This is a genomic window from Streptomyces sp. MBT53, assembly GCF_016654115.1.
Classification (GTDB): domain Bacteria; phylum Actinomycetota; class Actinomycetes; order Streptomycetales; family Streptomycetaceae; genus Streptomyces.
In genome coordinates this window covers 41,442-61,507 of sequence record NZ_JAEQAZ010000147.1, presented here as the reverse complement: position 1 = coordinate 61,507, position 20,066 = coordinate 41,442, and the positions used below count along the sequence as shown (strand labels likewise).

At 68.0% G+C, this 20,066-nt stretch carries 27 protein-coding genes and 1 pseudogene; 13 read left to right on the top strand and 15 right to left on the bottom strand.

Annotation, left to right across the window (positions count from 1 at the left end; all coding sequences use genetic code 11):
- Window positions 1-74 precede the first annotated feature (74 nt).
- The 3 genes from JHN45_RS37545 to JHN45_RS37535 all read right to left on the bottom strand — a co-directional run bounded on the left by JHN45_RS37545 (window position 75) and on the right by JHN45_RS37535 (window position 2,025).
- Window positions 75-491 (bottom strand): Fur family transcriptional regulator, encoded by a 417-nt coding sequence (locus tag JHN45_RS37545; protein ID WP_200689012.1) that lies wholly within the window; start codon window positions 489-491, stop codon window positions 75-77.
- A gap of 100 nt (window positions 492-591) precedes the next feature.
- Window positions 592-984: a cyclic nucleotide-binding/CBS domain-containing protein gene (locus JHN45_RS37540; RefSeq protein ID WP_200710842.1), complete on the bottom strand. Its 393-nt coding sequence runs from the start codon at window positions 982-984 to the stop codon at window positions 592-594.
- 576 nt (window positions 985-1,560) lie between these two features.
- Window positions 1,561-2,025 (bottom strand): hypothetical protein, encoded by a 465-nt coding sequence (locus tag JHN45_RS37535; RefSeq protein WP_201054036.1) that lies wholly within the window; start codon window positions 2,023-2,025, stop codon window positions 1,561-1,563.
- Window positions 2,026-2,313: 288 nt separating this feature from the next.
- Between JHN45_RS37535 and JHN45_RS37530 the strand changes: the two genes are divergently transcribed.
- The 3 genes from JHN45_RS37530 to JHN45_RS37520 all read left to right on the top strand — a co-directional run bounded on the left by JHN45_RS37530 (window position 2,314) and on the right by JHN45_RS37520 (window position 3,854).
- A complete protein-coding gene (locus JHN45_RS37530) occupies window positions 2,314-2,505 on the top strand; it encodes a KOW motif-containing protein (RefSeq protein ID WP_200710840.1) in 192 nt (63 codons plus the stop codon).
- A gap of 276 nt (window positions 2,506-2,781) precedes the next feature.
- On the top strand, window positions 2,782-3,321 hold the full coding sequence (locus tag JHN45_RS37525; protein ID WP_201054034.1) for a winged helix-turn-helix domain-containing protein: 540 nt from the start codon (window positions 2,782-2,784) through the stop codon (window positions 3,319-3,321).
- Window positions 3,318-3,854 carry a transposase gene (locus JHN45_RS37520; protein WP_236584548.1) on the top strand — a complete coding sequence of 179 codons (537 nt, stop codon included), beginning with the start codon at window positions 3,318-3,320 and terminating at the stop codon, window positions 3,852-3,854. Before JHN45_RS37525 ends, JHN45_RS37520 begins: the two co-directional genes overlap by 4 nt.
- 60 nt (window positions 3,855-3,914) lie before the next feature.
- Here JHN45_RS37520 and JHN45_RS37515 read toward each other — a convergent pair whose 3' ends face one another.
- From JHN45_RS37515 to JHN45_RS37485, 7 genes and pseudogenes are all read right to left on the bottom strand, one after another.
- Window positions 3,915-4,151 carry a VOC family protein gene (locus JHN45_RS37515; protein WP_200710838.1) on the bottom strand — a complete coding sequence of 79 codons (237 nt, stop codon included), beginning with the start codon at window positions 4,149-4,151 and terminating at the stop codon, window positions 3,915-3,917.
- Between the two features lie 121 nt (window positions 4,152-4,272).
- Window positions 4,273-4,737, bottom strand: coding sequence for a hypothetical protein (locus tag JHN45_RS37510; RefSeq protein WP_200710837.1), 465 nt, complete (start codon window positions 4,735-4,737; stop codon window positions 4,273-4,275).
- A 231-nt stretch (window positions 4,738-4,968) separates the two neighbouring features.
- Window positions 4,969-5,739: a hypothetical protein gene (locus JHN45_RS37505; RefSeq protein ID WP_201054033.1), complete on the bottom strand. Its 771-nt coding sequence runs from the start codon at window positions 5,737-5,739 to the stop codon at window positions 4,969-4,971.
- A 492-nt stretch (window positions 5,740-6,231) separates the two neighbouring features.
- Window positions 6,232-6,474: a hypothetical protein gene (locus JHN45_RS37500; protein WP_236584547.1), complete on the bottom strand. Its 243-nt coding sequence runs from the start codon at window positions 6,472-6,474 to the stop codon at window positions 6,232-6,234.
- 141 nt (window positions 6,475-6,615) lie between these two features.
- The gene (locus JHN45_RS37495; RefSeq protein ID WP_201054030.1) at window positions 6,616-7,467 is read right to left on the bottom strand and encodes a helix-turn-helix transcriptional regulator; all 852 of its coding nucleotides are present in this window, start codon (window positions 7,465-7,467) and stop codon (window positions 6,616-6,618) included.
- A 22-nt stretch (window positions 7,468-7,489) separates the two neighbouring features.
- On the bottom strand, window positions 7,490-8,017 hold the full coding sequence (locus JHN45_RS37490) for a DUF6879 family protein (protein ID WP_201054028.1): 528 nt from the start codon (window positions 8,015-8,017) through the stop codon (window positions 7,490-7,492).
- A pseudogene (locus JHN45_RS37485) lies at window positions 7,950-8,248 on the bottom strand (hypothetical protein). The gene JHN45_RS37490 and the pseudogene JHN45_RS37485 overlap by 68 nt, the downstream one beginning before the upstream one ends.
- Before the next feature lie 201 nt (window positions 8,249-8,449).
- Between JHN45_RS37485 and JHN45_RS37480 the strand changes: the two are divergent.
- Genes JHN45_RS37480 through JHN45_RS37470 form a run of 3 tightly spaced genes read left to right on the top strand, consistent with a single transcriptional unit; the run spans window position 8,450 to window position 9,245 of the window.
- Complete coding sequence (locus JHN45_RS37480) at window positions 8,450-8,863, top strand: DUF6415 family natural product biosynthesis protein (RefSeq protein WP_307783303.1); 414 nt, start codon at window positions 8,450-8,452, stop codon at window positions 8,861-8,863.
- Window positions 8,860-9,003 carry a hypothetical protein gene (locus tag JHN45_RS37475; protein ID WP_201054027.1) on the top strand — a complete coding sequence of 48 codons (144 nt, stop codon included), beginning with the start codon at window positions 8,860-8,862 and terminating at the stop codon, window positions 9,001-9,003. The genes JHN45_RS37480 and JHN45_RS37475 overlap by 4 nt, the downstream gene beginning before the upstream one ends.
- 41 nt (window positions 9,004-9,044) lie before the next feature.
- Window positions 9,045-9,245: a hypothetical protein gene (locus JHN45_RS37470; protein WP_201054025.1), complete on the top strand. Its 201-nt coding sequence runs from the start codon at window positions 9,045-9,047 to the stop codon at window positions 9,243-9,245.
- A gap of 115 nt (window positions 9,246-9,360) precedes the next feature.
- Here JHN45_RS37470 and hisN read toward each other — a convergent pair whose 3' ends face one another.
- Window positions 9,361-10,161: a histidinol-phosphatase gene (hisN, locus tag JHN45_RS37465; protein WP_019072141.1), complete on the bottom strand. Its 801-nt coding sequence runs from the start codon at window positions 10,159-10,161 to the stop codon at window positions 9,361-9,363.
- Between the two features lie 215 nt (window positions 10,162-10,376).
- Between hisN and JHN45_RS37460 the strand changes: the two genes are divergently transcribed.
- Window positions 10,377-10,979, top strand: coding sequence for a TetR/AcrR family transcriptional regulator (locus JHN45_RS37460; RefSeq protein ID WP_200710830.1), 603 nt, complete (start codon window positions 10,377-10,379; stop codon window positions 10,977-10,979).
- A 2-nt stretch (window positions 10,980-10,981) separates the two neighbouring features.
- On the opposite strand, the gene JHN45_RS37455 is transcribed toward JHN45_RS37460, so the two are convergent.
- The 4 genes from JHN45_RS37455 to JHN45_RS37440 form a co-directional block, all read right to left on the bottom strand.
- Window positions 10,982-11,305 carry a multidrug efflux SMR transporter gene (locus JHN45_RS37455; protein WP_200710829.1) on the bottom strand — a complete coding sequence of 108 codons (324 nt, stop codon included), beginning with the start codon at window positions 11,303-11,305 and terminating at the stop codon, window positions 10,982-10,984.
- Window positions 11,306-11,391: 86 nt separating this feature from the next.
- Complete coding sequence (gene rsgA, locus JHN45_RS37450) at window positions 11,392-12,402, bottom strand: ribosome small subunit-dependent GTPase A (protein WP_200689025.1); 1,011 nt, start codon at window positions 12,400-12,402, stop codon at window positions 11,392-11,394.
- Window positions 12,403-12,414: 12 nt separating this feature from the next.
- On the bottom strand, window positions 12,415-13,743 hold the full coding sequence (gene aroA / locus JHN45_RS37445; RefSeq protein ID WP_201054023.1) for a 3-phosphoshikimate 1-carboxyvinyltransferase: 1,329 nt from the start codon (window positions 13,741-13,743) through the stop codon (window positions 12,415-12,417).
- A gap of 125 nt (window positions 13,744-13,868) precedes the next feature.
- The gene (locus JHN45_RS37440; RefSeq protein WP_200710827.1) at window positions 13,869-14,591 is read right to left on the bottom strand and encodes a M50 family metallopeptidase; all 723 of its coding nucleotides are present in this window, start codon (window positions 14,589-14,591) and stop codon (window positions 13,869-13,871) included.
- A 50-nt stretch (window positions 14,592-14,641) separates the two neighbouring features.
- On the opposite strand from JHN45_RS37440, the gene JHN45_RS37435 reads away from it, so the two are divergent.
- The 6 genes from JHN45_RS37435 to JHN45_RS37410 all read left to right on the top strand — a co-directional run bounded on the left by JHN45_RS37435 (window position 14,642) and on the right by JHN45_RS37410 (window position 19,977).
- The gene (locus tag JHN45_RS37435; RefSeq protein ID WP_200710826.1) at window positions 14,642-15,457 is read left to right on the top strand and encodes an SOS response-associated peptidase; all 816 of its coding nucleotides are present in this window, start codon (window positions 14,642-14,644) and stop codon (window positions 15,455-15,457) included.
- Between the two features lie 13 nt (window positions 15,458-15,470).
- Window positions 15,471-16,100, top strand: a complete 630-nt coding sequence (locus JHN45_RS37430; RefSeq protein WP_201054044.1) for an alpha/beta family hydrolase — start codon at window positions 15,471-15,473, stop codon at window positions 16,098-16,100.
- 236 nt (window positions 16,101-16,336) lie between these two features.
- Window positions 16,337-17,020: an RNA polymerase sigma factor SigR gene (sigR, locus tag JHN45_RS37425; protein ID WP_019058309.1), complete on the top strand. Its 684-nt coding sequence runs from the start codon at window positions 16,337-16,339 to the stop codon at window positions 17,018-17,020.
- Window positions 17,017-17,319 carry a mycothiol system anti-sigma-R factor gene (gene rsrA, locus JHN45_RS37420; RefSeq protein WP_200710825.1) on the top strand — a complete coding sequence of 101 codons (303 nt, stop codon included), beginning with the start codon at window positions 17,017-17,019 and terminating at the stop codon, window positions 17,317-17,319. The genes sigR and rsrA overlap by 4 nt, the downstream gene beginning before the upstream one ends.
- A gap of 115 nt (window positions 17,320-17,434) precedes the next feature.
- Window positions 17,435-18,742, top strand: coding sequence for an HD-GYP domain-containing protein (locus JHN45_RS37415; protein WP_201054021.1), 1,308 nt, complete (start codon window positions 17,435-17,437; stop codon window positions 18,740-18,742).
- Window positions 18,739-19,977 (top strand): HD-GYP domain-containing protein, encoded by a 1,239-nt coding sequence (locus tag JHN45_RS37410; protein ID WP_201054019.1) that lies wholly within the window; start codon window positions 18,739-18,741, stop codon window positions 19,975-19,977. The genes JHN45_RS37415 and JHN45_RS37410 overlap by 4 nt, the downstream gene beginning before the upstream one ends.
- Window positions 19,978-20,066: the final 89 nt, after the last annotated feature.

Below are 20,066 nucleotides of genomic sequence, written 5' to 3'. Positions count from 1 at the left end.
GCGAAGCCCCAAAGCCCCGGCACCCGTTCGACACGGACGGGTGCCGGGGCTTTGGGGCTTCGCGGAAGGACTTGCTACGCGCTCGCGCAGTTCGGACACAGCCCGCGGTACGTCACCTCGACGTCCGAGACCGTGAAGCCGAAGCGCTCCGAGTCGGGGAGGTCGGCGAGGGGGTTGCCGCCGGGGTGGACGTCACGGATCTGGCCGCAGTTGGCACAGACCAGGTGGTGGTGCGGGCTGTGCGCGTTCGGGTCGTAGCGCTTGGCCCGCTTGTCCGTGGCGACTTCGAGGACCTCGCCGAGGGAGACCAGCTCGCCGAGGGTGTTGTAGACCGTCGCCCGGGAGATCTCAGGCAGCTTGGCCACGGCACGGGAGTGGACCTCGTCGGCGGTCAGGTGGACGTGGTCGCCGTCGAGCACTTCGGCCACGACGCGCCGCTGTGCGGTCATCCGCCATCCGCGTCCGCGCAGCCGCTCCAGAAGGTCACTCATGCAGGCCAGCCTAACAGCAACGTGACCAGTTCCCGAATAGGTGTGACTTTGGAGGACTGCTGGACTTGGACTGGATCCAACCGTTTGGGTCGGGCGGTTGTCAGGCCGGAACCTGCTGTCGCGCGGGTGCCCAGCAGCGGATGATGTCGCGGACCGAGACGATGCCGGCGGGCTCGGCGCGGTCGAGAACGATGAGATGGCGGAAGCCGCCGTGGGCCATCGCGCTCGCCGCGTCCTCCAGCGTCCAGGCCGGGGTGGCGAACACGACGTCGGTGGTGGTGTGGGCGTGGGCGCGCTCGGTGTCCGGGTTCTGGCCCTTGCCGAGCGAGTTGAGGATGTCCCGTTCGGTGAGGATGCCGATACCGCCGGCGTCGGGGTCGAGAACCACGGCCGCGCCGACATGGCGCGAGGCCATCAGGGCGGCTGCCTGGCGGAGGGTGTGGGCGGGGCCGATGGTGAGAACCACCGTGCTCATGGCGTCGCGGACCAACATGGGATGAGGCCACCTCCTAGTGGAATCCGGATCGGCGAACGGGCCTCGGGTCCGGCGGTCGCCCGGCCGAGGTCTGCTAGTTACCGGATTCACAAGTTCACAAGTGGGGGGACTCTCAGAGTCGCAGGTAAAGCACGGGTCAACAAGAGGGCGCGCGCGGCCGGTTGGGGGCGTGTGCGGGCGTCACGTTGTGCTCAGTAGCGCATGTATTGATCGCGGTCGTCGGTGGGGTGCGGGGTCACCCTCCATCTCGTCGACGAGCTGCACGGTTGCGGTCGTCACTGATCGTTGGTGGTCGTCGTTGGTCAGCCTCGGACGGCCCGTAGACGGCCCAGCGAGGCGGCCGCAGGAATGCCCGGAGAGTCGCCGGACATCGGCTTGGGAAGCTGCGGGCATTCGTGGGAGGTTCAGGCGCTGACCTGGCCGAATGGCTACGGCGTGGCCTCGTCGTGGCCGACCCGCTTCACCGTGGTTCCCCCGCTGGTCCCCGCTCTTTCTGGTGCGCTTGTGGTGCGGTCTCGTTGGTGCGCGCCTTGTGATGGACCTGCGGTGCGAACAAGTCCATCGGGATGTGTCTCAGAGGTGGTGCTTTGATGCTTTCACCAGTCGGCTGACGTCGTCGCGGGTGGTGACTCTGCGTTGGTCAAGATCAGTTCCGGTACCCGACTTGGACAGTGCCGTGATGTCCGTGAGCACGGTTTCCGCGGTCTGGGCCAGGGTTTCGTCATCTGTGAGCATCTGCACCCGGAACAGCGCCTCCTGGGCGTTGGAGCGCAGATCGTAGGCGCGGATCCGCACAGCGTCGGGGTTCTCCGGTGGTGGCTGCTCGTGCTCGCAGAACCAGAGGTGTACCAGGCAGCGACGGTAGTTGATGAGCGCGCCGGCGTAGGCGGAGTAGGCATCCAGTCGCTCTTGCCGGAGCTTCTCGCGGCGGGTGAACTGGTGCCCCTTGTCGGTGGTGTGCTGCTGGAACGCCAGGGTGAGCCCCGAGCCGAGCAGGGTTCCCAGAACGGCTATGGCACTGGCGATGATGGTCTCCACGTTCTCACCTGATCACGTGTCGTGGATCCGGGGGTGGCGCACGCCCAACTTGACGGTCACCAACAGTTTTTCCAACTGTGGTGGTGGGGTGGTGGCGCTCGTACAAGGGCGTTCACCTGCGTTCAAGGTCGGCTGGTCGCCGAGATGGTTTGGCCCCTTGGCTCCCTCTGAACGGCGGTGAACGTGGCTGAATGAGACGGAAACTGAGACGGGCCCCGGGTGTCGGCACCTTAGGGTCTTGGGAATCACCATCAAGTTCGGACCGGCCTACGCCGTCAGGGAGTGACCATGCCGAGTGGCCTGGAGCTACAGCCAGGGGACACTGTCCTGGTAATTGATGGCCCCTTCGCGCAGCTCACGGGGCCGGTGCGCGCGCTTGACCAGGAGCGCCACCGCGTACAGCTGATTGTGCAGATCTTCGGAGACGACACCGGCATCGATGTGCCCCTCGACGCGGTCGAGAGGGTGCCCGACGTCTGAATGCTGCCTCTCAGCTTGGGAAGCCTGGGTCTCTTGGAGACGGTTGCTGGGATGACCCGCGGCGGGGTGGGTTGGTGCTCTGATCGCATCCGGGATCAGTCCCCGTGGTTCCCCGCAGGATCTGGCACACGAATGGCACAGTCTCTTCGCTTCAAACGTCCCTTAGCGGAGCCTGGGCCAAGAGTCTCTGAGCCTCAGCCGACGACAGTTACTGAGCTTGAACTCGGGTTGTCGTAGCTGCTGACAGGGCTTGATCCTCGCGGTACGCCGTCTGTTATGAGGTATGCGCAGGGCGGCGGTCTGTCGGACGAGCGCCGGCAGTTCCGCGAGGGGATTCGGATGAAGGCGGCCGAGGGCTTCGCCCGGGGCGAGCCGTGCTCGGCGATCGCCAAGGAGTTACGGATCAGCGTCCGGTCGGTGCAGCGGTGGCGGCGGTTGTGGGACAAGGGCGGCCCGCGGGCTCTGCGGTCGGCAGGATCCGCCTCGCCGCCCCGGTTGAGCGAGGCCCAGTTCGCCCAGCTGGAGGCGGAGTTGGTGAAGGGGCCGGTTGCGCACGGCTGGCCGGATCAGCGGTGGACGCTGTCGAGGATCAAGACCGTGATCGGCCGCCGCTTCCACAAGAGTTACACCCTGCAAGGGGTGCGCAAGCTGCTGATCCGGCACGGCTTCTCCTGCCAGGTGCCGGCCAGACGAGCGGTCGAGCGGGACGAGGACCTGGTCACCGGCTGGGTGAAGGAGACCTGGCCGCAGGTGGAAACCTCGCGGCGGCGCTCGACGCCTGGATCGTCTTCGAGGACGAGTCCGGCTTCTCGATGACGCCGCCGATCGCCCGCACCTGGGCCCGCCGCGGCAAGACACCCGTGATCCGGGTTCGAGGCCGCTCCCGCCGCCGGATCTCGATCGCCGCCCTGACCTGCTACAAGCCTGGTGAACGCTCCCGGCTGATCTACCGACCCCGCCGCGACGACGGCCGACGCGACGGACGCAAGAGCTTCGCCTGGACCAACTACCGCGACCTGCTCATCCCCGCACACCAGCAGCTCGGCGGGCCGATCGTGCTCGTCTGGGACAACCTCAACGTCCACCTCGCCTACGGCATGCGGCAGTTCATCGACCGGCAGGACTGGCTGACCGTCTACCAGCTGCCCTCCTACGCACCCGACCTCAACCCCGTCGAAGGCATCTGGCCACTGCTGCGCCGCGGCTGGCTCTCCAACACCGCCTTCACCACTCCCGAGCACCTCATCCAGACCATCCGACACGGGATGAGGAAGATCCAGTACCGCCCCCACCTCATCGACGGATGCCTCACCGGAACCGGCCTTTCCCCCACCCCAACGACTTCATGAGTTCAAGCTCAGTAGCCGTTGTAAGTGCCGTACGCCGGGCCACATCCACGCTGGAGAACGTCATGTTTCGTGATCGGGGTCGAGCACCACCATAAACCTGTTGCCTTCCGGATCCGTCATCAGGGCGTGCATGCAATCGTGAGGTTCCACGAGAGACGCACCCTTGGCGATCAGCGTCTGAACCTGTTCGGCGATCGTTCCGACGAGGACCGTGACGACCGGTAGTACAGCCGGAGATTCCGCTTCGCCGACGCTGTACCCACCCCAACCCGGGATGCTGCCCCAGAACTTGATCATTTTCTCTGGGTCTACTGCTTCAAAATGAACGTGCATGCTGCTGCCTCACTTTCATCTGTGCGACCGAAGCCGAAAACGGCCTACCGAATCAATCCGGCAGGCCGTTACGGGTGAACGGAATTCAGCAGTCAATCACGGTGTTGCTCGTGTCTGCGATTCCCGGTTCGCTGAAGCGTCCCTCGTATTCGACCTGCAAGGTCACCTGAGTGTTGTACGTCTCCTTCTCTCCATCATGCACGCACGTGAGCCCTGGAGTGGTGTAGCGCCCGCTGCACTTGGTCCATCCGCTGTCCTTGTGCTTCACCGCGCGCCAGTACCCGTCGCGCACGTACTCCTGAAGATCGACCTGGGCCCGGCACTGGTCGGGTGCCGGAGTTGAGCAACCCGTGTAATGGCCCTGGGCGTAAAGTGGGCCGCCTTGGGTGACCTGGAACGGTTTCTCACCCTGGAACGTGCACCACACGGGAAAGGCAGCAGGCTTCGCGACGGCCCTTCCCGTGCTGCCGCTCGGAGCAGCCGACGCCGTGGCAGCCGGCACCAGCAGGGCCCCCGCCGCGAGAAGCGGGACGATAAAACGCGCCTTCATTTCTCCCCCTAAGAAGAATCGAACACGTGTCGAATCATCACTCTCATGGAGCCACAGGCGCCACACAAGATCCGTGGCCTGAACTTTCCGCTGTTTGTCCGGTTCCCAGTCGCGGAATTGGCCGTTCCTCCCATCCGCTGGCGGCGAGCCCGTAGAAATAGACGAAGCACGCGCTGGCCGCCACGCAACCCGGTTCACTCAGGCAGTGTGCGGACCGCTTGCATGCCAGTCTCACGCTGGTGCGCTACCCCCCTCTCCTGCATCCGCTTTGCTGGAGGCTCCCTCCACCTCACCTTGTTCCTGAGAGCCCTCTCTTTTGGCGGGCGGAGCATCGGACTCCCTTTTGGTGATGTGCATTGCGGTCTCAAGAACAGACTCAATGATTCGCTGACGAAGACCCTCTTGTAGATCTGTTTTCGCCATCCGTTCCGCCGTCAGGTAATACCCGGTAACGACAGGCTGATCGAAATATCGACTCAGTTGATCGATGGACTTCTCATACATGCGCATGTAGGTGCGATTGATGTAAGCGGCTACGGCGGTGGAGATGGCAGCAATAACACCGCTAAACGCTTTCGCATTAGGGCCGTCATATTGGAGGCCGACCCACAGGCATACACCTACTGCCACTAGACCCGCCGTCGCAGCCAACTGGCCCGACCGGAATGAGTGGTCAGCTTGCTTGGTGACGATGTCGTGATATCGGAGAACTTCTTGACGATTCAGCTCGGACAGCATCCCTAGCTGACGGTCATCGCCTCGGAGTTCATTGAGCAGTTGGTCTTCACGGCGGGGGTCGAATTGCGTTGACGCGGTACCGAGCAAGATTGCCGAGCATGCGAATGCGAGCAGACCGAAAAGAACGCCAACGGGAACGGTGAACCAGTACGAAGCATCAGCGATCCAGCCGAAAAAGATAACCAGCCCTGCGGACACCACGGTAGTAAGAATAACCGCGATTTCGGACTGCTTTGCAGATACATAGGTTTCAGTTCTGACCATGCTTACTCTCCCCCGAGCGTGGACGTGATGAGGAAGCTAGCACTCCTCGCTACCGGGCAACTCCGTTTTGCAAGGTTGCAATCTCCGCCCGAAGTCAGCGGAGCATCAGCCCGAGGCATCCTCCAGACATCGCCTCGCTAAGCGACAAGGCGCTCATTGAAGTCTTCTCGGCAACGTGACGGTTGCGGTGTGTGATGATGCCGGACGGCGGGATGCTGACTCGGTGTCAGACATGAGTGAAGCCCCTGGTAGGAACGGGTCTGCGAAGATCACGTTCCGTACAACCAGAGGCTCTACGTGGCGTCCAGTATCACCTACACCGCCGTGCTCGAACCCGTAAAGAAAGTTGTAACTCAGTCGGTCGCGTGGGGCAGCGACGACTTTCGCGACCGGCCGGATTTCAGTGAGGAAGCGGACCGTAAGATGCCGGGGCGCACGGGGCGCTGTGGTCAAACAGGCTGCCGTCGGCGAGTAACTCCGAGGACTCCTAGGTCAAGCACCAGAGGGCTCGGCGTGCCGGACAGCCCGCTTCGCTGCCTGCTCCACCTCATGCCGCGACAGGGTCACCTCTTCGCGCGTCGTGTATACGGTCACTGCGGCCTGGAAGTCCTCGGCCGCCGCACGCCACGCCTTCCACTGCGCCTCGTACTCCTCACCAACTAGGCCGGCGAGTTGTTGACGGGCGTCTTCGGAGGAACGTTCCAGCTTGATCAATTCGTCGGGGATGTCTGCCATGGCCTGGATATTAAGTCGCCTTCGGGACAGACCCGGGCATGCGGCCTCTGGGAACGGCGAGGTCTACAGGCGAGGTGACGACGACAAGAGGCAACCGAAGGGGGGATGTGGATCGACCACCGATTTGGGCAGAGTCGGGGCTCAGCGCAGTGCTTCGATGGCCTTCACGATCAGAGCACGAGCGTCCGCGCCGTACACGGCCATGCTGCGCAACCGCTCGAATGCCTTCGCGTACAGGGCGATTTCGGAGGGCTGGGTGACGTTCACCTCGGCGGAGACCAGCTCGACGGAGACGTGCTTGTCGTCGTAGAGGTGAAAGGTCTCTTCGGGCCAGTGCGTCCGGCGGATGGTCATGGGGATGACGCCGAGGGAGACGGCCGGAAGGGCGCCGGCAGTGAGGAGGTAGCCGAGTTGCGCTGCCATCGCGTCGGGGTCGGCCACCTGGGAGTGCAGGACGGCCTCCTCGACGACCACAATGAAACGGTGTCCCTGTTCGTGGATGATGCGGGAGCGTTCGAGCCGAGCGCGTGCGGCGTCCGCGCTGTCGTCGATGTTCAAGTCGTGGATGCCTGCGGCGATACCGAGGACAGCGAGGGCGTATCCCTCTGTCTGCAACAGTCCGGGGACGATGCTGGAGGAGTAGATCCGGAAGTTCTCGGTCTCGCGGGACGCCTGCATTCTGCTGTCCTGGATGTGGCGTAGTCCGGCGCGGACCTGGTCGCGCCATTGCCGGTACATCGACTCGGCGTTGATGGACTGCACGACGAGATCCTGCGCTTGGCTGTCCGCCCCGGTCGCGGTGCACCACCGTCGGATGTCGTTCGCGGACGGCCCGGTGAGGGCGTTCTCGATGCGTGAGGTTTTGGAGTAGTGCCAGCCGCATGCGGCAGCCAACTGCACGACCGTCAGGCCGGCTTCCTTGCGGAGGTCGCGCAGCCGGTGGGCGACGGCTTCACGTGCGGCCTGGGCAGACGAGGAGGGCGAGGCGGGCATGGTGGCTGCCGGTGCTTTCTGGTCAGTGGATCTGGTACTGGTCGTGCGGGGTCGCGCGCGTCCATACGGCCTCGAAGGACTCAGCGCACAGCTTCGCGGCGGCTGGGTTCTCGGAGATTTCGTGGCCGATCATGGCCCCTTCGCCGGAGAAGTAGCCCCATCGGATCACCTGGTCGTCGAAGAGCCAGAAGTCGTTGCCCGGCAGGGCGATGTCCGAGGCGCGTCGGCGGGGCAACCAGCGCACCTGTTCCCCGGCATGCACGTTGACGCCGGTGGACGCGTGTTCGTAGCGGATGTAGTCCGTGACGGGTTCGGACACGATCCGGGCGCGCCGTACTGCCACGCCGCGCGCCACGGCACGGGAGATCAGTTCCACCCAGGGGGCCCAGTCCGGCGATCCGGGGTCGGTGTCGAGACGGCCGGTCTCCAGCCATGTCCGGAAGTCGTCAGCCTCTGCGGCCACGCCGTAGTGATCTCGCATCTCAAGGTGCCAAGCGGAGCGTGTGCACTCGTCCATGAGTTCGGCGATCGTCGGAACGATCGAGGACATCGCACGCCTCCCTGATCATGTGCACCATCCTGGCAGGGACGCGGATCACGGCCTCGTCCACCGGAATGCCGACGGCATGACTGGCACTTCGAACACGGCGCACTCTGCTTCGAGTTGAGGGTCGGGCTTCCATCCCTGGAGGACGAGTTCGCACTTCTCCTGGTCGACCCACACGGTCGGTGAGTCCCCGGTCTTGGTGTCGAGGTCGATCCCGATGAACCGTAGCGACATGACTGTCTCCATCCATGAGATGTGCAGTTCTTTGCGACACTCTTGGCAGAGGGCGTAGCTGGTCAAGAGACCGAACTCGCGAAGGAAAATGGCTGGTTGGCATAAATGCAAAGATCTGCACATCGCTGGCATGGACGTCCATCGCACTCCTAGCTTCAAGGGGCACGACGAGACCCGGCGACCACGCGAACGGCCCCGGGCGTGGCCGACTGGGCAGGCGTCGACATGGCGAACCGCACCACCGCAGCATCCGAAGGCACTCGGCGCCGGCAGGCCGATCGACCTGACATCACCGTCATGCGCGAGACCGTGCAGATTCTGCTGGACCCAGACGCCGTGGCGCTGCCCCCAACCGCTGATGAACTGGAGACGCTGACCCAGATGGTTCGGGGCCACCTGGAGCTGCTCATCCCCGAGGTTGAGCCGGCCGTCAGGCGGTTGAAGAAGGACAGCGTCCCCCAGTACTGCGCGCTCGCCTGCGTAGGTGAGGCGCGGGGAAAGCTCCGGGCCGAGCCGATCCGTAGATTCGGCGGAGAAGTCGGCTATGCCCGATGCCTGGCACGCACCTTGAACGCTTTGTGCGACCACTACGAGAGCCTCGGCGCGCGCCCGTGACCGCGCCCATCGACGACCCTTCGACGCGCTCCGCCGAGTGCGCGGTGGCCGCCCTGGACGGATACCAGGAACTGCACTACGACTGCCGTCAGACCAAGGACATCCCACTACCCCACGGGGGCGGCCTGGTCCTCGTGTGACGCTGCACCTGTCCCTGCCACACGAAGATCGCGGGTCCGTCATGACCCTGCGCTTCTGCCGCTACTGCGACGAGCCGATCACCGATCCCCACGACGCAGTTCACCTCTGGCACGAGGAGGGCATGAGCGGACCGGGGCGGGACGTGTGGGCACACCGCGAGCACGCCGGCTTCGTCGAGCCGAACACCGTGCTGGTGCGCATCCTGGCCCGTGTGCTGATCGCGGAGCGGAGGAGGCCCTGATGGAGAACAACCCCGATGACACGACTCTGTCAACGGTCACGCCATTCGTGATCGTCCCGGGTCCGTAGCCTCAACCCTGCGTACGCGGTCGATCAGTTCAGCGACCCCTAGCAGGTCAGTAGCGCATATTGAGATACCCCAAAAACTCGTCGTGCAGGATCCCGTTCGACGCCGCCGCGTTGCCGCTGTGTGGGCCCGGGCGGCCGTCGAGGCCTGTGAAGGTGCCGCCGGCCTCGGTGACGATGATCGCGTTGGCGGCCATGTCCCACAGGGAGAGTTCGGGTTCGGCGCAGATGTCGACCGAGCCCTCGGCGACCATCATGTAGGGCCAGAAGTCGCCGTACGCGCGTGTGCGCCACACCTCGCGGGTCAGGTCGAGGAAGCCGCCGAGGCGGCCCTGGTCCTCCCAGCCGGTGAGCGAGGAGTACGCGAAGGAGGCGTCCGTCAGCTTCGAGACCTGGGAGACGCGGAGCCGGGACGCGGAGGACAGGCTGCGGCCCGTGTAGGCGCCGTGGCCCTTCGCGGCCCACCAGCGGCGGCCCAGCGCGGGCGCGGAGACCAGGCCCACGACGGGCTGGTAGCCGCCCTCCGCCGCCTCCGTCAGGGAGATGAGCGTGGCCCACACCGGGACTCCGCGTACGTAGTTCTTGGTGCCGTCGATCGGGTCGATCACCCAGCGGCGGGGGCCGGTGCCCTCGACGCCGTACTCCTCGCCGATGACCGCGTCCCGCGGGCGGGCGCGCTGCAGATGGCCGCGGATGAGTTCCTCGGCGGCCTTGTCCGCCTCGCTGACCGGAGTCATGTCCGGCTTGGTCTCGACCTTGAGATCGAGCGCCTTGAACCGGGCGGTCGTCGCGGCGTCGGCGGCGTCCGCGAGGACGTGGGCGAGGCGCAGGTCATCGTGATAGTCGGCCATGCGTGAACCGTATCTTCAGGGGTCGGCGCGGGGCTACAGGGTCCGGTGGGCGAAACGTGAGGTGAGGGACCCGGAGGAGACCACCAAGGGAGAACCTCCGCCCCAACTCCCGCGCGCAATGGCCGAAGTGCGCCCCCCGGCGCAGCCGCGAACCCTTGACAGTGCTCCCGTGCGCGTCAAATCTGGGCGCAGAGCCGCTCGTCCCCGGGAGGCGAATGATGCCTGCAGCGCGGGAATCCCTGTTGGACGCCGCCTATACGGCGCTGGCACGCAGGTCGTGGTCCACCGTGCGCATGGTGGACGTGGCCGCCGCGGCCGGAGTGTCCCGGCAGACGCTGTACAACGAGTTCGGCAGCAAGGACGGGCTCGCGCGGGCGCTGGTCAGAAGGGAGGCCGACGGCTATCTCGTCGGCGTGGACCGGGCCCTCGGCGCGCATGCCGACGCCCGCGAGCGGCTGACCGCGACCGCCGAGTGGACCACGTCGGCGGCCCGCGAGAACGCGCTGGTGCGGGCGATGCTCACCGGCTGCTGGAGCGAACGGCTGCCCTCGCCCACCCTGTCCGCCGTGCCGTCCTCCTCCGCCGTACCGGCACAGCGCCGGGCCGACGGGCCGCTGCCCTCGCCCGGCGACTTCGTGGCCGTCGTCCGCGACCGTGCCGTGGCCGCGCTCGTCGGACCCGGGGCCGCCAGGCCGGACACCGCCGACCTGGCCCGCTCCTGCGAACTCGTCGTGCGGCTCGCGCTGTCGTGTGTGGCGGCGCCACCGGGAGAAGGCGGCGTCGGCGAACTCGTACGGAGTGCGCTGGGCGCCAAATAACTTCAGTGCGCGGAACCGGACAGCTGGAGTCCGATCACGCCCACGATGACGAAGCTGATCGACACGAGCTTCAGCGTCGACACCAGGTCGCCGAGGAAGACCATGCCGTAGATCGCGGTACCGGCCGCGCCGATGCCGGTCCACACGGCGTAGGCCGGGCCCACGTCGAGCTTCCGCAGCGAGAGGGTGAGGAGACCGAAGCTGCCCAGGGCGAAGGCGCAGAAGGCGACCGTCGGCCACAGCCGCGTGAAGCCGTGGGACAGCTTCAGGCACACGGCGAACCCGGTCTCCAGAATTCCGGCCACGACAACCAGCAGCCACGCCATGTGCTGTCCTCCCGTTTGTCCGGCTCGGTGCGATTATGCACTTACCGAACTTGAGCCCCCACAAACACGCGGTGGTCAGACGGCGATCAGTCGCCGTCTGTTCGCTCACGGGTGGCCAACAACCGGCGCAGCGAGTACAGCCGCTGCGGGTCCGCGTGGCCGTCGGCCACCCACTGGTCCAGGGCGCAGTCCGGCTCGTCGTGGCTGCACGCGCGCGGGCAGTCGACCGTGCCGGGTTCCAGGTCGGGGAAGGCCTTGATGACCCGGGACGGGTCCACGTGGTGCAGGCCGAAGGAACGCACGCCCGGGGTGTCGACGACCCAGCCGGAGTCGTCCGGCAGCGGGATCGCGCGCGCCGAGGTCGTGGTGTGCCGGCCGCGGCCGGTCACGGCGTTGACGATGCCGGTGCTGCGCCGCCGCTCCAGCGAGACCAGCGCGTTCACGAGGGTCGTCTTGCCGACACCGGAGTGCCCGACGAACGCGGTGATCTTGCCGTCGAGCTGCTTGCGGACCCGCTCCACCGCGCTGCCGTTCTCCAGCTCTTCGCGGCTCGTCACGACATACGGCACGCCCAACGCGCCGTACAGCTCAAGGAGTTGGTCCGGTGACGCCAGGTCGGACTTGGTCAGCACGAGCAGCGGGTCGAGGCCGCCGTCGTAGGCCGCGACCAGACAGCGGTCGATGAGGCGGGGGCGCGGCTCGGGGTCGGCGAGGGCGGTGACGATGGCGAGCTGGTCGGCGTTGGCGACGACCACGCGCTCGTACGGGTCGTCGTCGTCGGCCGTGCGGCGCAGCACGGAGGTGCGCGGCTCGATGCGGATGATGCGGGCGAGGGTGTCCTTGTCGCCCGACAGGTCACCGATGATGCCGACCCGGTCGCCGACCACCGCCGCCTTCCGGCCCAGTTCGCGGGCCTTGACCGCCATCACGACCCGGTCCTCGACCAGGCAGGTCAGCCGGCCGCGGTCGACGGTGAGGACCATGCCCTCGACCGCTTCCTCGTGCTTGGGGCGGATGTTCGTACGCGGCCGGTTGCCCTTGCGGTTCGGGCGCTGGCGGATGTCGTCCTCGTCGGTGTTCTTGCCGTAGCGGCGCATGGCGTGAGTCCCCTACGCCCCATCGCTCCCGAGCATCCCGGCCCACAGATCGGGGAAGTCCGGAAGCGTCTTGGCGGTCGTCGCCACGTTCTCGATCTGCACACCCTCGACCGCGAGGCCGATGATCGCCCCGGCCGTCGCCATCCGGTGGTCCTCGTAGGTGTGGAAGATCCCGCCGTGCAGGCGGCGCGGGCGGATGTGGAGACCGTCGGCGGTCTCGGTCACATCGCCGCCCAGCTCGTTGATCTCCTTGGTGAGCGCGGCCAGCCGGTCCGTCTCGTGCAGGCGCAGGTGGGAGACGCCCCGGAGCGTGGACGGGGAGTCCGCGAGGGCGGCGACAGCCGCGATGCCGGGGGTCAGCTCGCCGACCTCACTCAGGTCCACGTCGATACCGTGGATCGCACCCGAACCGGTGAACTCCAGCCCGTACTCGGTGAGTTCGCAGGAACCACCCATCTCGGTGAAGATCTCCCGCAGCCGGTCACCGGGCTGGGTCGTACGGGACGGCCAGTCCGGTACGACGACCTTGCCACCGGCGACCAGCGCCGCCGCGAGGAACGGCTGCGCGTTCGACAGATCCGGCTCGATGGTCAGGTCCCGGCCCAGCAGCGCGCCCGGGGTCACCCGCCAGACGTTCGGCTCGCCGCCCGACTCCGGGGTGTCCACCTGGGCGCCGACCGCGCGGAGCATGTCGACGGTCATGCGGATGTGGGGCATGGAGGGGAGGGAGGAGCCGGTGTGGCGGACCTCGACGCCCATGTTGAAGCGCGGGCCCGAGAGCAGGAGGGCGCTCACGAACTGCGACGAGGACGACGCGTCGATCTCCACCGGGCCGCCGTCCAGCGCGCCTCCGCCGTGCACGGTCAGGGGCAGCGCGCCCCGGCCGTCGTCGTCGATGCGGGCGCCGAGTACGCGCAGGGCGTCGATGACGCCGTTCAGGGGGCGTTCGTACGACCTCGGGTCGCCGTCGAAGCGGATGGGGCCGTCGGCGAGCGCGGCGACCGGGGGGAGGAAGCGCATCACGGTGCCCGCGTTGCCGACGTCCACCGTGGCCGGGCCGTGCAGGCCCGACGGGATGACCCGCCAGAACTCGCCGGAGCCCTTCTCCGTGCCCACGCCCTCCTCGATGCCCACGCCCATCGCGCGCAGGGCGCCTGCCATGAGGAGGGTGTCGCGGGAGCGGAGGGGGCGGCGGAGCCAGCCCGGTTCGCTGGCGAGGGCGGCCAGGACGAGCGCGCGGTTGGTGACGGACTTGGACCCGGGGACGTGGACCGTCGCGTCGACGGCTCCGCGCGCGTGGGGGGCGGGCCAGAGGGCGGGTTGGTCGTTGTTCGGGGCCATGTGACCCACTGTATAAGTAGGCCGTCTTTCGGGTGCTGCGCCGTTGGGGCTGGTCGCGCCCGCGCGGCGGAGCCGCAAATAGATACAGCCCCGCGCCCCTGAAGCCTGCCCCCTTCGGGGGCGCGTCATAGCTCCAGAAGCCAGCGCCCCCCACCTATCAGCGAGCACAGCGACACCAGGTGGAAGAGGAACAGCCACAAGCCCGCCGGTACGTGCGTCAGGCGTGCCAACTGGTCCGCGTCCGAGTCGCCCGCACCGCCCCTCGACCTCTTCGCCTGGAGCTCGAAAGCCGGTCGTACCCCACCCAACAACAAGAACCACACCACCGCGTAAGCGAACGCCGCCTGCACCTGGGGACCGGTCAGCCAGGACACCAGGAGGAAGGCCGCGCCGCTCAGGATCACCGTCAGGGCGCCGTACGCGTTGCGGATCATCACCAGCATGGCGATGAGCAGCAGGGTCGACAGCCACAGGAGGAGGGTGATGTGGCCGGCGGCCAGGAGGGCGGCGCCGCCCAGGCCCAGGAGCGGGGGAGCGGTGTAGCCGGCCGCTGCCGTGAGGATCATGCCGAGGCCGTGCGGCTTGCCGCGGCTGACCGTGAGCCCGCTGGTGTCGGAGTGGAGGCGGATGCCGGTGAGCTGGCGGCCGGTGAGGAGGGCCACCAGGCCGTGGCCGCCCTCGTGGGCGATGGTGATGGCGTTGCGGGAGACGCGCCAGAGTCCGTGCGGGACGACCACCGCGAGCGCGGCGACCAGGGTGGCGATCACCACCCACAGATCCGGGTCGGGCTGGCTGCCGAAGACCTCGTCCCAGAGGGCGGGTATCGAGGCGATTGCGGTGCTGTCCATTGGCGGCGGTAGCTCCCGTGGGTCTAGTCGAATCTGGCAGTCTGGCACGTATGTGCGGACGGTATGCAGCTAGTCGTGGGCCCGAGGATCTCGCAGGAGTCTTTGAGATCGAGAAGTGGGAGCCCGAGGAGGTTCTGGCCCCCGACTACAACGTGGCCCCGACCAAAGAGGTCTATGCAGTCCTCGACCGTCCACTTAAGGACGCGGACAGCCCGGAGCCGGTTCGGCAGCTGCGGAAGCTCAAGTGGGGACTCGTGCCGAGCTGGTCGAAGACCCCCGAGGGCGGGGCGCGGATGATCAACGCCCGCGCGGAGACCGTGCACGAGAAGCCGTCGTACCGTCGCGCCTTCGCCGCCCGGCGCTGCATCATCCCCGCCGACGGCTACTACGAGTGGGTCACCGCCAAGGACGAGCGGGAGCTGGAGGTCGAGGGGAAGAAGAAGCGGCAACGGAAGCAGCCGTACTTCGTGCTGCCCGCCGACGGGTCGGTGTTCGCGATGGCCGGGCTGTACGAGTTCTGGCGGGACCGGACGCTGCCCGACGACCATCCGCTGTCCTGGTGGGTCACCTGCTCGGTGATCACCACCGAGGCGGAGACGACCCCGCTCGCGGTCGCCCCCGCCGACGGGCCGTACGCGCTCGCCGACATCCACCCCCGGATGCCGCTGATGCTCACCCCGGACCGCTGGGACTCCTGGCTCGACCCGGCCCGTACCGACCCCGACGAGCTGCGCGAGCTGCTCGCCCCGCCGCCCGCCGGGCTGATGCGTGCCTACCCGGTGTCCACGGCCGTCAGCAACGTCCGCAACAACGGGCCGGAGCTGCTGAAGGAGCTGGAGGGGCCCGAGGAGGGCACACTCTTCTAGCGTGAGCGAGATCATTTCCAGCGAGATCATTGAGACCGACGCGGGGACCGCCCGCATCACCTGGCACCCGGCGAAGAAGGCCCGGCTCGTCCTCGCCGTCAGTCATGGGGCCGGCGGTGGCATCGAGGCGCGGGATCTTCAGGCTCTCGCCGCCGCACTTCCCGCGCACGGGGTGACCGTCGCGCTGGTCGAGCAGCCGTGGCGGGTGGCGGGGAAGAAGGTGGCGTCCGCGCCCAAGACGCTCGACATCGGCTGGCGGGGGATCTGGCCGGCGGTCGCGAAGCCGGGGCTGCCGGTGGTCTCCGGGGGCCGTAGCGCGGGCGCTCGCGTGGCCTGTCGTACGGCGACGGAGCTGGGCGCCGCCGCCGTCCTCGCCCTGAGCTTCCCGCTGCACCCGCCCGGGAAGCCGGAGAAGTCGCGGGCCGACGAGTTGCTCGGCGCCGGGGTGCCCACGCTTGTCGTGCAGGGTGGCAACGACCCCTTCGGGAAACCGGCGGAGTTCCCGGAGGGCGACTTCGAGCTGGTCGAGGTGCCGTACGGCGATCACGGTTTCGCGGTGCCGAAGCGGGCGGAGATCGGTCAGGAGGAGGCGCTGGAGATCATCACGGGGCGCGTGGTGGAGTGGACTCGAACACTCGGGTGATGGGCGGGAATGCCGGGACCCTTACCACTGTTGTGCCGAGCACAGAGAGTCGTAGAAAGGAAGTCCTCCGCATGGGTTCGACCTTCTGCCCGGCCCGTAGCAGCCGCCCTGACCTGGACTGGTCGGTGCTGCACGCGACCAAGGCCACCCCTATTGGGGCGGCGGGCGGACCGGATCGTCGTCTATCCTCCGATTCTGGTGGCATCGGCTTCGGTGCTGCCCGGAATCTTGAGGAGGTGGGTCCGGTTCCCGGTACCGACGCAGGGACCGAACACGGCCAGGCGGAGCAGCCCGAGGGCCAGGGCACGAGCACGGAGTCCACGACGGAGCGCAGTGCGCGCTTCGAGCGGGACGCGCTCGAATTCCTCGACCAGATGTACTCGGCCGCGCTGCGCATGACCCGCAATCCGGCCGACGCCGAGGACCTGGTGCAGGAGACGTATGCCAAGGCGTACGCGTCCTTCCACCAGTTCCGGGAGGGCACCAACCTCAAGGCGTGGCTGTACCGGATCCTCACCAACACGTTCATCAACTCGTACCGCAAGAAGCAGCGCGAACCCCAGCGCTCCGCGGCCGAGGAGATCGAGGACTGGCAGCTGGCGCGTGCCGAGTCGCACATGTCCACGGGTCTGCGCTCCGCCGAGTCGCAGGCGCTCGACCACCTGCCCGACTCGGATGTGAAGGAAGCCCTCCAGGCCATCCCGGAGGAATTCCGTATCGCCGTGTATCTCGCGGACGTAGAGGGCTTTGCGTACAAGGAGATCGCGGACATCATGGGGACACCCATCGGTACGGTGATGTCCCGGCTGCACCGGGGCCGCCGTCAACTGCGCGGCATGCTCGAGGACTACGCGCGTGACCGCGGACTTGTCCCGGCCGGTGCCGGGGAGTCGAACGAAGCGAAAGGCTCGGGCTCATGAGCTGCGGTGACGATCACGAGACGGACTGCAGTGAGGTCCTCGCGCATCTTTATGAGTTCCTGGACCGGGAGATGCCGGACGCGGACTGCACCAAGTTCGAGGTGCACTTCGAGGAGTGCTCGCCGTGCCTGGAGAAGTACGGCCTGGAGCAGGCCGTGAAGAAGCTCGTGAAGCGGTGCTGCGGGCAGGACGACGTGCCGTCGGACCTCCGCTCCAAGGTGATGGGACGCCTGGAGATGATCCGGTCCGGGCAGGTCGTGCCCGAGCATGATGTGACGGCCTCTCCGCAGGAGTCCTGAACGGGCTGTCGTCACTCGAATGTGCTAATCCCCGGGTGATACGCCCGCTGCCTCCCCCTGATCGCCCTAGGCTCCTCGGCCTGGACAGGCATGGTCGGGGGGAAGGGCGTCAGCCATGGAGGCGACACCGGCACGGGCACGTGCGTACGTCCTCTGTGTCGTCGCGGGCGCCCTGTTCTGCCTCCTCCCGCTGCCGGCCGTCCACGCACCCTGGTGGGCGGTCGCGCTGTTGGCGGCCCTCTACGCCGGCTGCGAGCAGATCGCCCGGCGCCGGTTCGCGGGCACCTTCTACCCGGTGCTGCTCGCCGCCGCCTTCCTCCTGCCCCCGCCCGCCGCCGCGCTCGTACCGCTGCCGGGCGCGCTCTTCTCCCACGTCGACGAGGGCCCGCCCTGGCTGCGGCGCAGCTGGCGGGCCGCGCAGCTCGCGCTCGCCGTGTGGGCCGCCGGCCGCGTCCACTGGGCGCTGGGCGGCCGGAACGCGGTCGTCGCCTCCGACTTCCCCTACGCCCTGCTGCCCGCCCTCGCCGCCGTCCTCGCCTTCTGCCTGGCCCTGACCGTCCTCGACGGCGGGATCCTCGCGCTGGCCGAACGCATGCCGCTACGACGGGCCTGGCGCGGTCTCTTTCTACGGTCCCTGGCGCCCATCGGCGTCCACGGGCTCGCCGGGCTGATGATGGCCGTCCTGTGGCGCAGCCCCTACGGCCCGGTCGCCGCGCTGCTCGTGCTGCTGCCGATGGGGGTGTCCTGGTGGGTGTTCGCCCAGTACCACCGGGAGCACGCCGCCCACCAGGCCACCATCCGCGCCCTCGTCCAGGCCGTCGACATCAAGGACGGGTACACCCGCGGGCACAGTGAGCGGGTCGGACAGGCGTCGATGATGATCGCGCGGGAGCTGGGGATGGACGACTCCCGGGTGGAGGTGCTGCGCTTCGCCGGGATCCTGCACGACGTGGGGAAGCTGGGCGTGCCCACGCGCCTGCTGCGCAAGGACGGGCCGCTCACCCCCGAGGAGCGGCGGGTCATCGAACTGCATCCCGAGTACGGACACGAGATCGTGCGGGGCATCGGCTTCCTGGGGGAGGCGCGTGCGGCCGTCCTGCACCATCACGAACGGCTGGACGGCAGCGGCTATCCCTACGGGCTGCTGGGCGGTCAGATCCCGGAGTCCGCGCGGGTGGTCGCTGTCGCCGACGCCTTCGACGCGATGACGTCGACTCGGTCCTACCGGCGGGCCCGGCCGGTTCCGGCAGCTCTGGCGGAGCTGGAGCGGTGTGCGGGGGCACAGTTCGATCCGCGCATGGTGGCCGCGCTGATGCTGGCCCTCGGCAAGTACGGCTGGCGGCCCGCAGTCACCGCGGACGAGCCCGCCGACCTCGTGCCGCCGCCCGCGCCGGTCCCGAGCCGGCCGGGAGTACACCGATGACGCGGCGCCGCAACCTCCTGCCCCTCACTCTCATCCACACCTCCGCCGCCCTCCTCGCCACCACCGCCCTCACCCACACCCTCTGGACCGGCCTCGAAGAACGCGGAGTCGCCCTCGCCTTCGGACTCCTCGTCGCCGTAGGCGAGTTGAGCCGCTGGAACGGCAACAGCACCGCCGGTCTCGGCGCCGCCGGCGCCCTCTCCTACGCCCTCCTCGGTACGAACGCCGGCCACCCCACTCATCACGGCGTCTTCCAGGTCGTCACCGTGGTCGCTGTCGCCGCGCTGGTCGGCTGCGTGCCGCACATCGCGCGCGGGCAGAGCGGGACCCCCGACCACCTGGCACGCCGGATCCTGACCGTCGGCTTCGCCGCCGTCTGCTTCCAACCCCTTTACAACCAAGGGGTGTTCGGCCACTGGGGCGGCCCCGCCTACGCCCTCCTCCTGCTCGCGCTGCTCTCCCTCACCGCGCTCTGCGACGCCGTGCTCGCCGCGGCCCTCGCGCACTCCCGCACCCGCTGGCCGTTCGGGCCGCTGCTGCGGGACGAGCTGCGCGGGATGCTCGGCATCGGGTCGGCCGTCTGCGCGACCGGCGCGGTGATGGCGCTCGCGGTCGCCGTCGTGGGGCTGTGGGCGCTGCCCGTCTTCTCCGTGCCGCTGCTGCTGACCCAGCTGTCCTTCCGCCGGTACGCGGCCGTACGGGACACCTACCGGCAGACCATCACCTCCCTCGCCCGCTCCACCGAGATCGCCGGGTACACCCCGGCCGGGCACGCCCGCCGGGTCGCCGCGCTCTGTCAGGCGGTCGGGCGGGACATGGGACTGTCCGAACCCGACCTCACCGTCCTGGAGTACGCAGCCCTGATGCACGACATCGGCCAGCTCAGCCTCGTCGACCCGGTACCGGCCGGCGCCACCGCCGTACTCCCCGTGGCCGAGCAGCGGCGGATAGCACTGCTCGGCGGGGCCGTCGTACGGCAGACCGGGGTGAGTCCTCAGGTGGCGGCCGTCGTGGAGCGGCAGGCCGACCCGTGCCGGGAGCAGCCCGTCTCGGCGCGGATCGTGCGGGCCGTGAACGCGTACGAGGAGAAAACCCGGGCAGGCGGCCCCGGCGGGCCCCTCCAGGCGCTGGAGGAGCTGCGCCTCGGGACCGCCGGGGACTACGCTCCCGAGGTCGTGGAAGCGCTGGCCCGGGTGCTCTCCCGTGGCTGTCTGACCTTGCCCTCGGCTGGGTAACCCATGGGTAATGAGCGCCCTCCCAGCCGTACGTGGTTGGATGCGAAGAAGAGGGTGTCCGGGGGCAGAGCCAGCCCAACGAACGGAAC

Bases quoted from the DNA above. Each gene is read 5' to 3' on its own strand.
- JHN45_RS37455 (WP_200710829.1), bottom strand. From the start codon at position 11,305: ATGGCGTGGCTGCTGGTTGTCGTGGCCGGAATTCTGGAGACCGGGTTC.
- JHN45_RS37440 (WP_200710827.1), bottom strand. From the start codon at position 14,591: ATGGACAGCACCGCAATCGCCTCGATACCCGCCCTCTGGGACGAGGTC.
- JHN45_RS37410 (WP_201054019.1), top strand. From the start codon at position 18,739: ATGACGCGGCGCCGCAACCTCCTGCCCCTCACTCTCATCCACACCTCC.
- JHN45_RS37460 (WP_200710830.1), top strand. From the start codon at position 10,377: ATGATGCCTGCAGCGCGGGAATCCCTGTTGGACGCCGCCTATACGGCG.
- JHN45_RS37415 (WP_201054021.1), top strand. From the start codon at position 17,435: ATGGAGGCGACACCGGCACGGGCACGTGCGTACGTCCTCTGTGTCGTC.
- JHN45_RS37520 (WP_236584548.1), top strand. From the start codon at position 3,318: ATGACGCCGCCGATCGCCCGCACCTGGGCCCGCCGCGGCAAGACACCC.
- JHN45_RS37530 (WP_200710840.1), top strand. From the start codon at position 2,314: ATGCCGAGTGGCCTGGAGCTACAGCCAGGGGACACTGTCCTGGTAATT.
- JHN45_RS37545 (WP_200689012.1), bottom strand. From the start codon at position 491: ATGAGTGACCTTCTGGAGCGGCTGCGCGGACGCGGATGGCGGATGACC.
- JHN45_RS37525 (WP_201054034.1), top strand. From the start codon at position 2,782: ATGAGGTATGCGCAGGGCGGCGGTCTGTCGGACGAGCGCCGGCAGTTC.
- JHN45_RS37505 (WP_201054033.1), bottom strand. From the start codon at position 5,739: ATGGTCAGAACTGAAACCTATGTATCTGCAAAGCAGTCCGAAATCGCG.
- JHN45_RS37540 (WP_200710842.1), bottom strand. From the start codon at position 984: ATGTTGGTCCGCGACGCCATGAGCACGGTGGTTCTCACCATCGGCCCC.
- JHN45_RS37495 (WP_201054030.1), bottom strand. From the start codon at position 7,467: ATGCCCGCCTCGCCCTCCTCGTCTGCCCAGGCCGCACGTGAAGCCGTC.
- aroA (WP_201054023.1), bottom strand. From the start codon at position 13,743: ATGGCCCCGAACAACGACCAACCCGCCCTCTGGCCCGCCCCCCACGCG.
- JHN45_RS37470 (WP_201054025.1), top strand. From the start codon at position 9,045: ATGACCCTGCGCTTCTGCCGCTACTGCGACGAGCCGATCACCGATCCC.
- hisN (WP_019072141.1), bottom strand. From the start codon at position 10,161: ATGGCCGACTATCACGATGACCTGCGCCTCGCCCACGTCCTCGCGGAC.
- JHN45_RS37435 (WP_200710826.1), top strand. From the start codon at position 14,642: ATGTGCGGACGGTATGCAGCTAGTCGTGGGCCCGAGGATCTCGCAGGA.
- JHN45_RS37500 (WP_236584547.1), bottom strand. From the start codon at position 6,474: ATGGCAGACATCCCCGACGAATTGATCAAGCTGGAACGTTCCTCCGAA.
- JHN45_RS37515 (WP_200710838.1), bottom strand. From the start codon at position 4,151: ATGATCAAGTTCTGGGGCAGCATCCCGGGTTGGGGTGGGTACAGCGTC.
- rsgA (WP_200689025.1), bottom strand. From the start codon at position 12,402: ATGCGCCGCTACGGCAAGAACACCGACGAGGACGACATCCGCCAGCGC.
- JHN45_RS37510 (WP_200710837.1), bottom strand. From the start codon at position 4,737: ATGAAGGCGCGTTTTATCGTCCCGCTTCTCGCGGCGGGGGCCCTGCTG.
- JHN45_RS37490 (WP_201054028.1), bottom strand. From the start codon at position 8,017: ATGTCCTCGATCGTTCCGACGATCGCCGAACTCATGGACGAGTGCACA.
- rsrA (WP_200710825.1), top strand. From the start codon at position 17,017: ATGAGCTGCGGTGACGATCACGAGACGGACTGCAGTGAGGTCCTCGCG.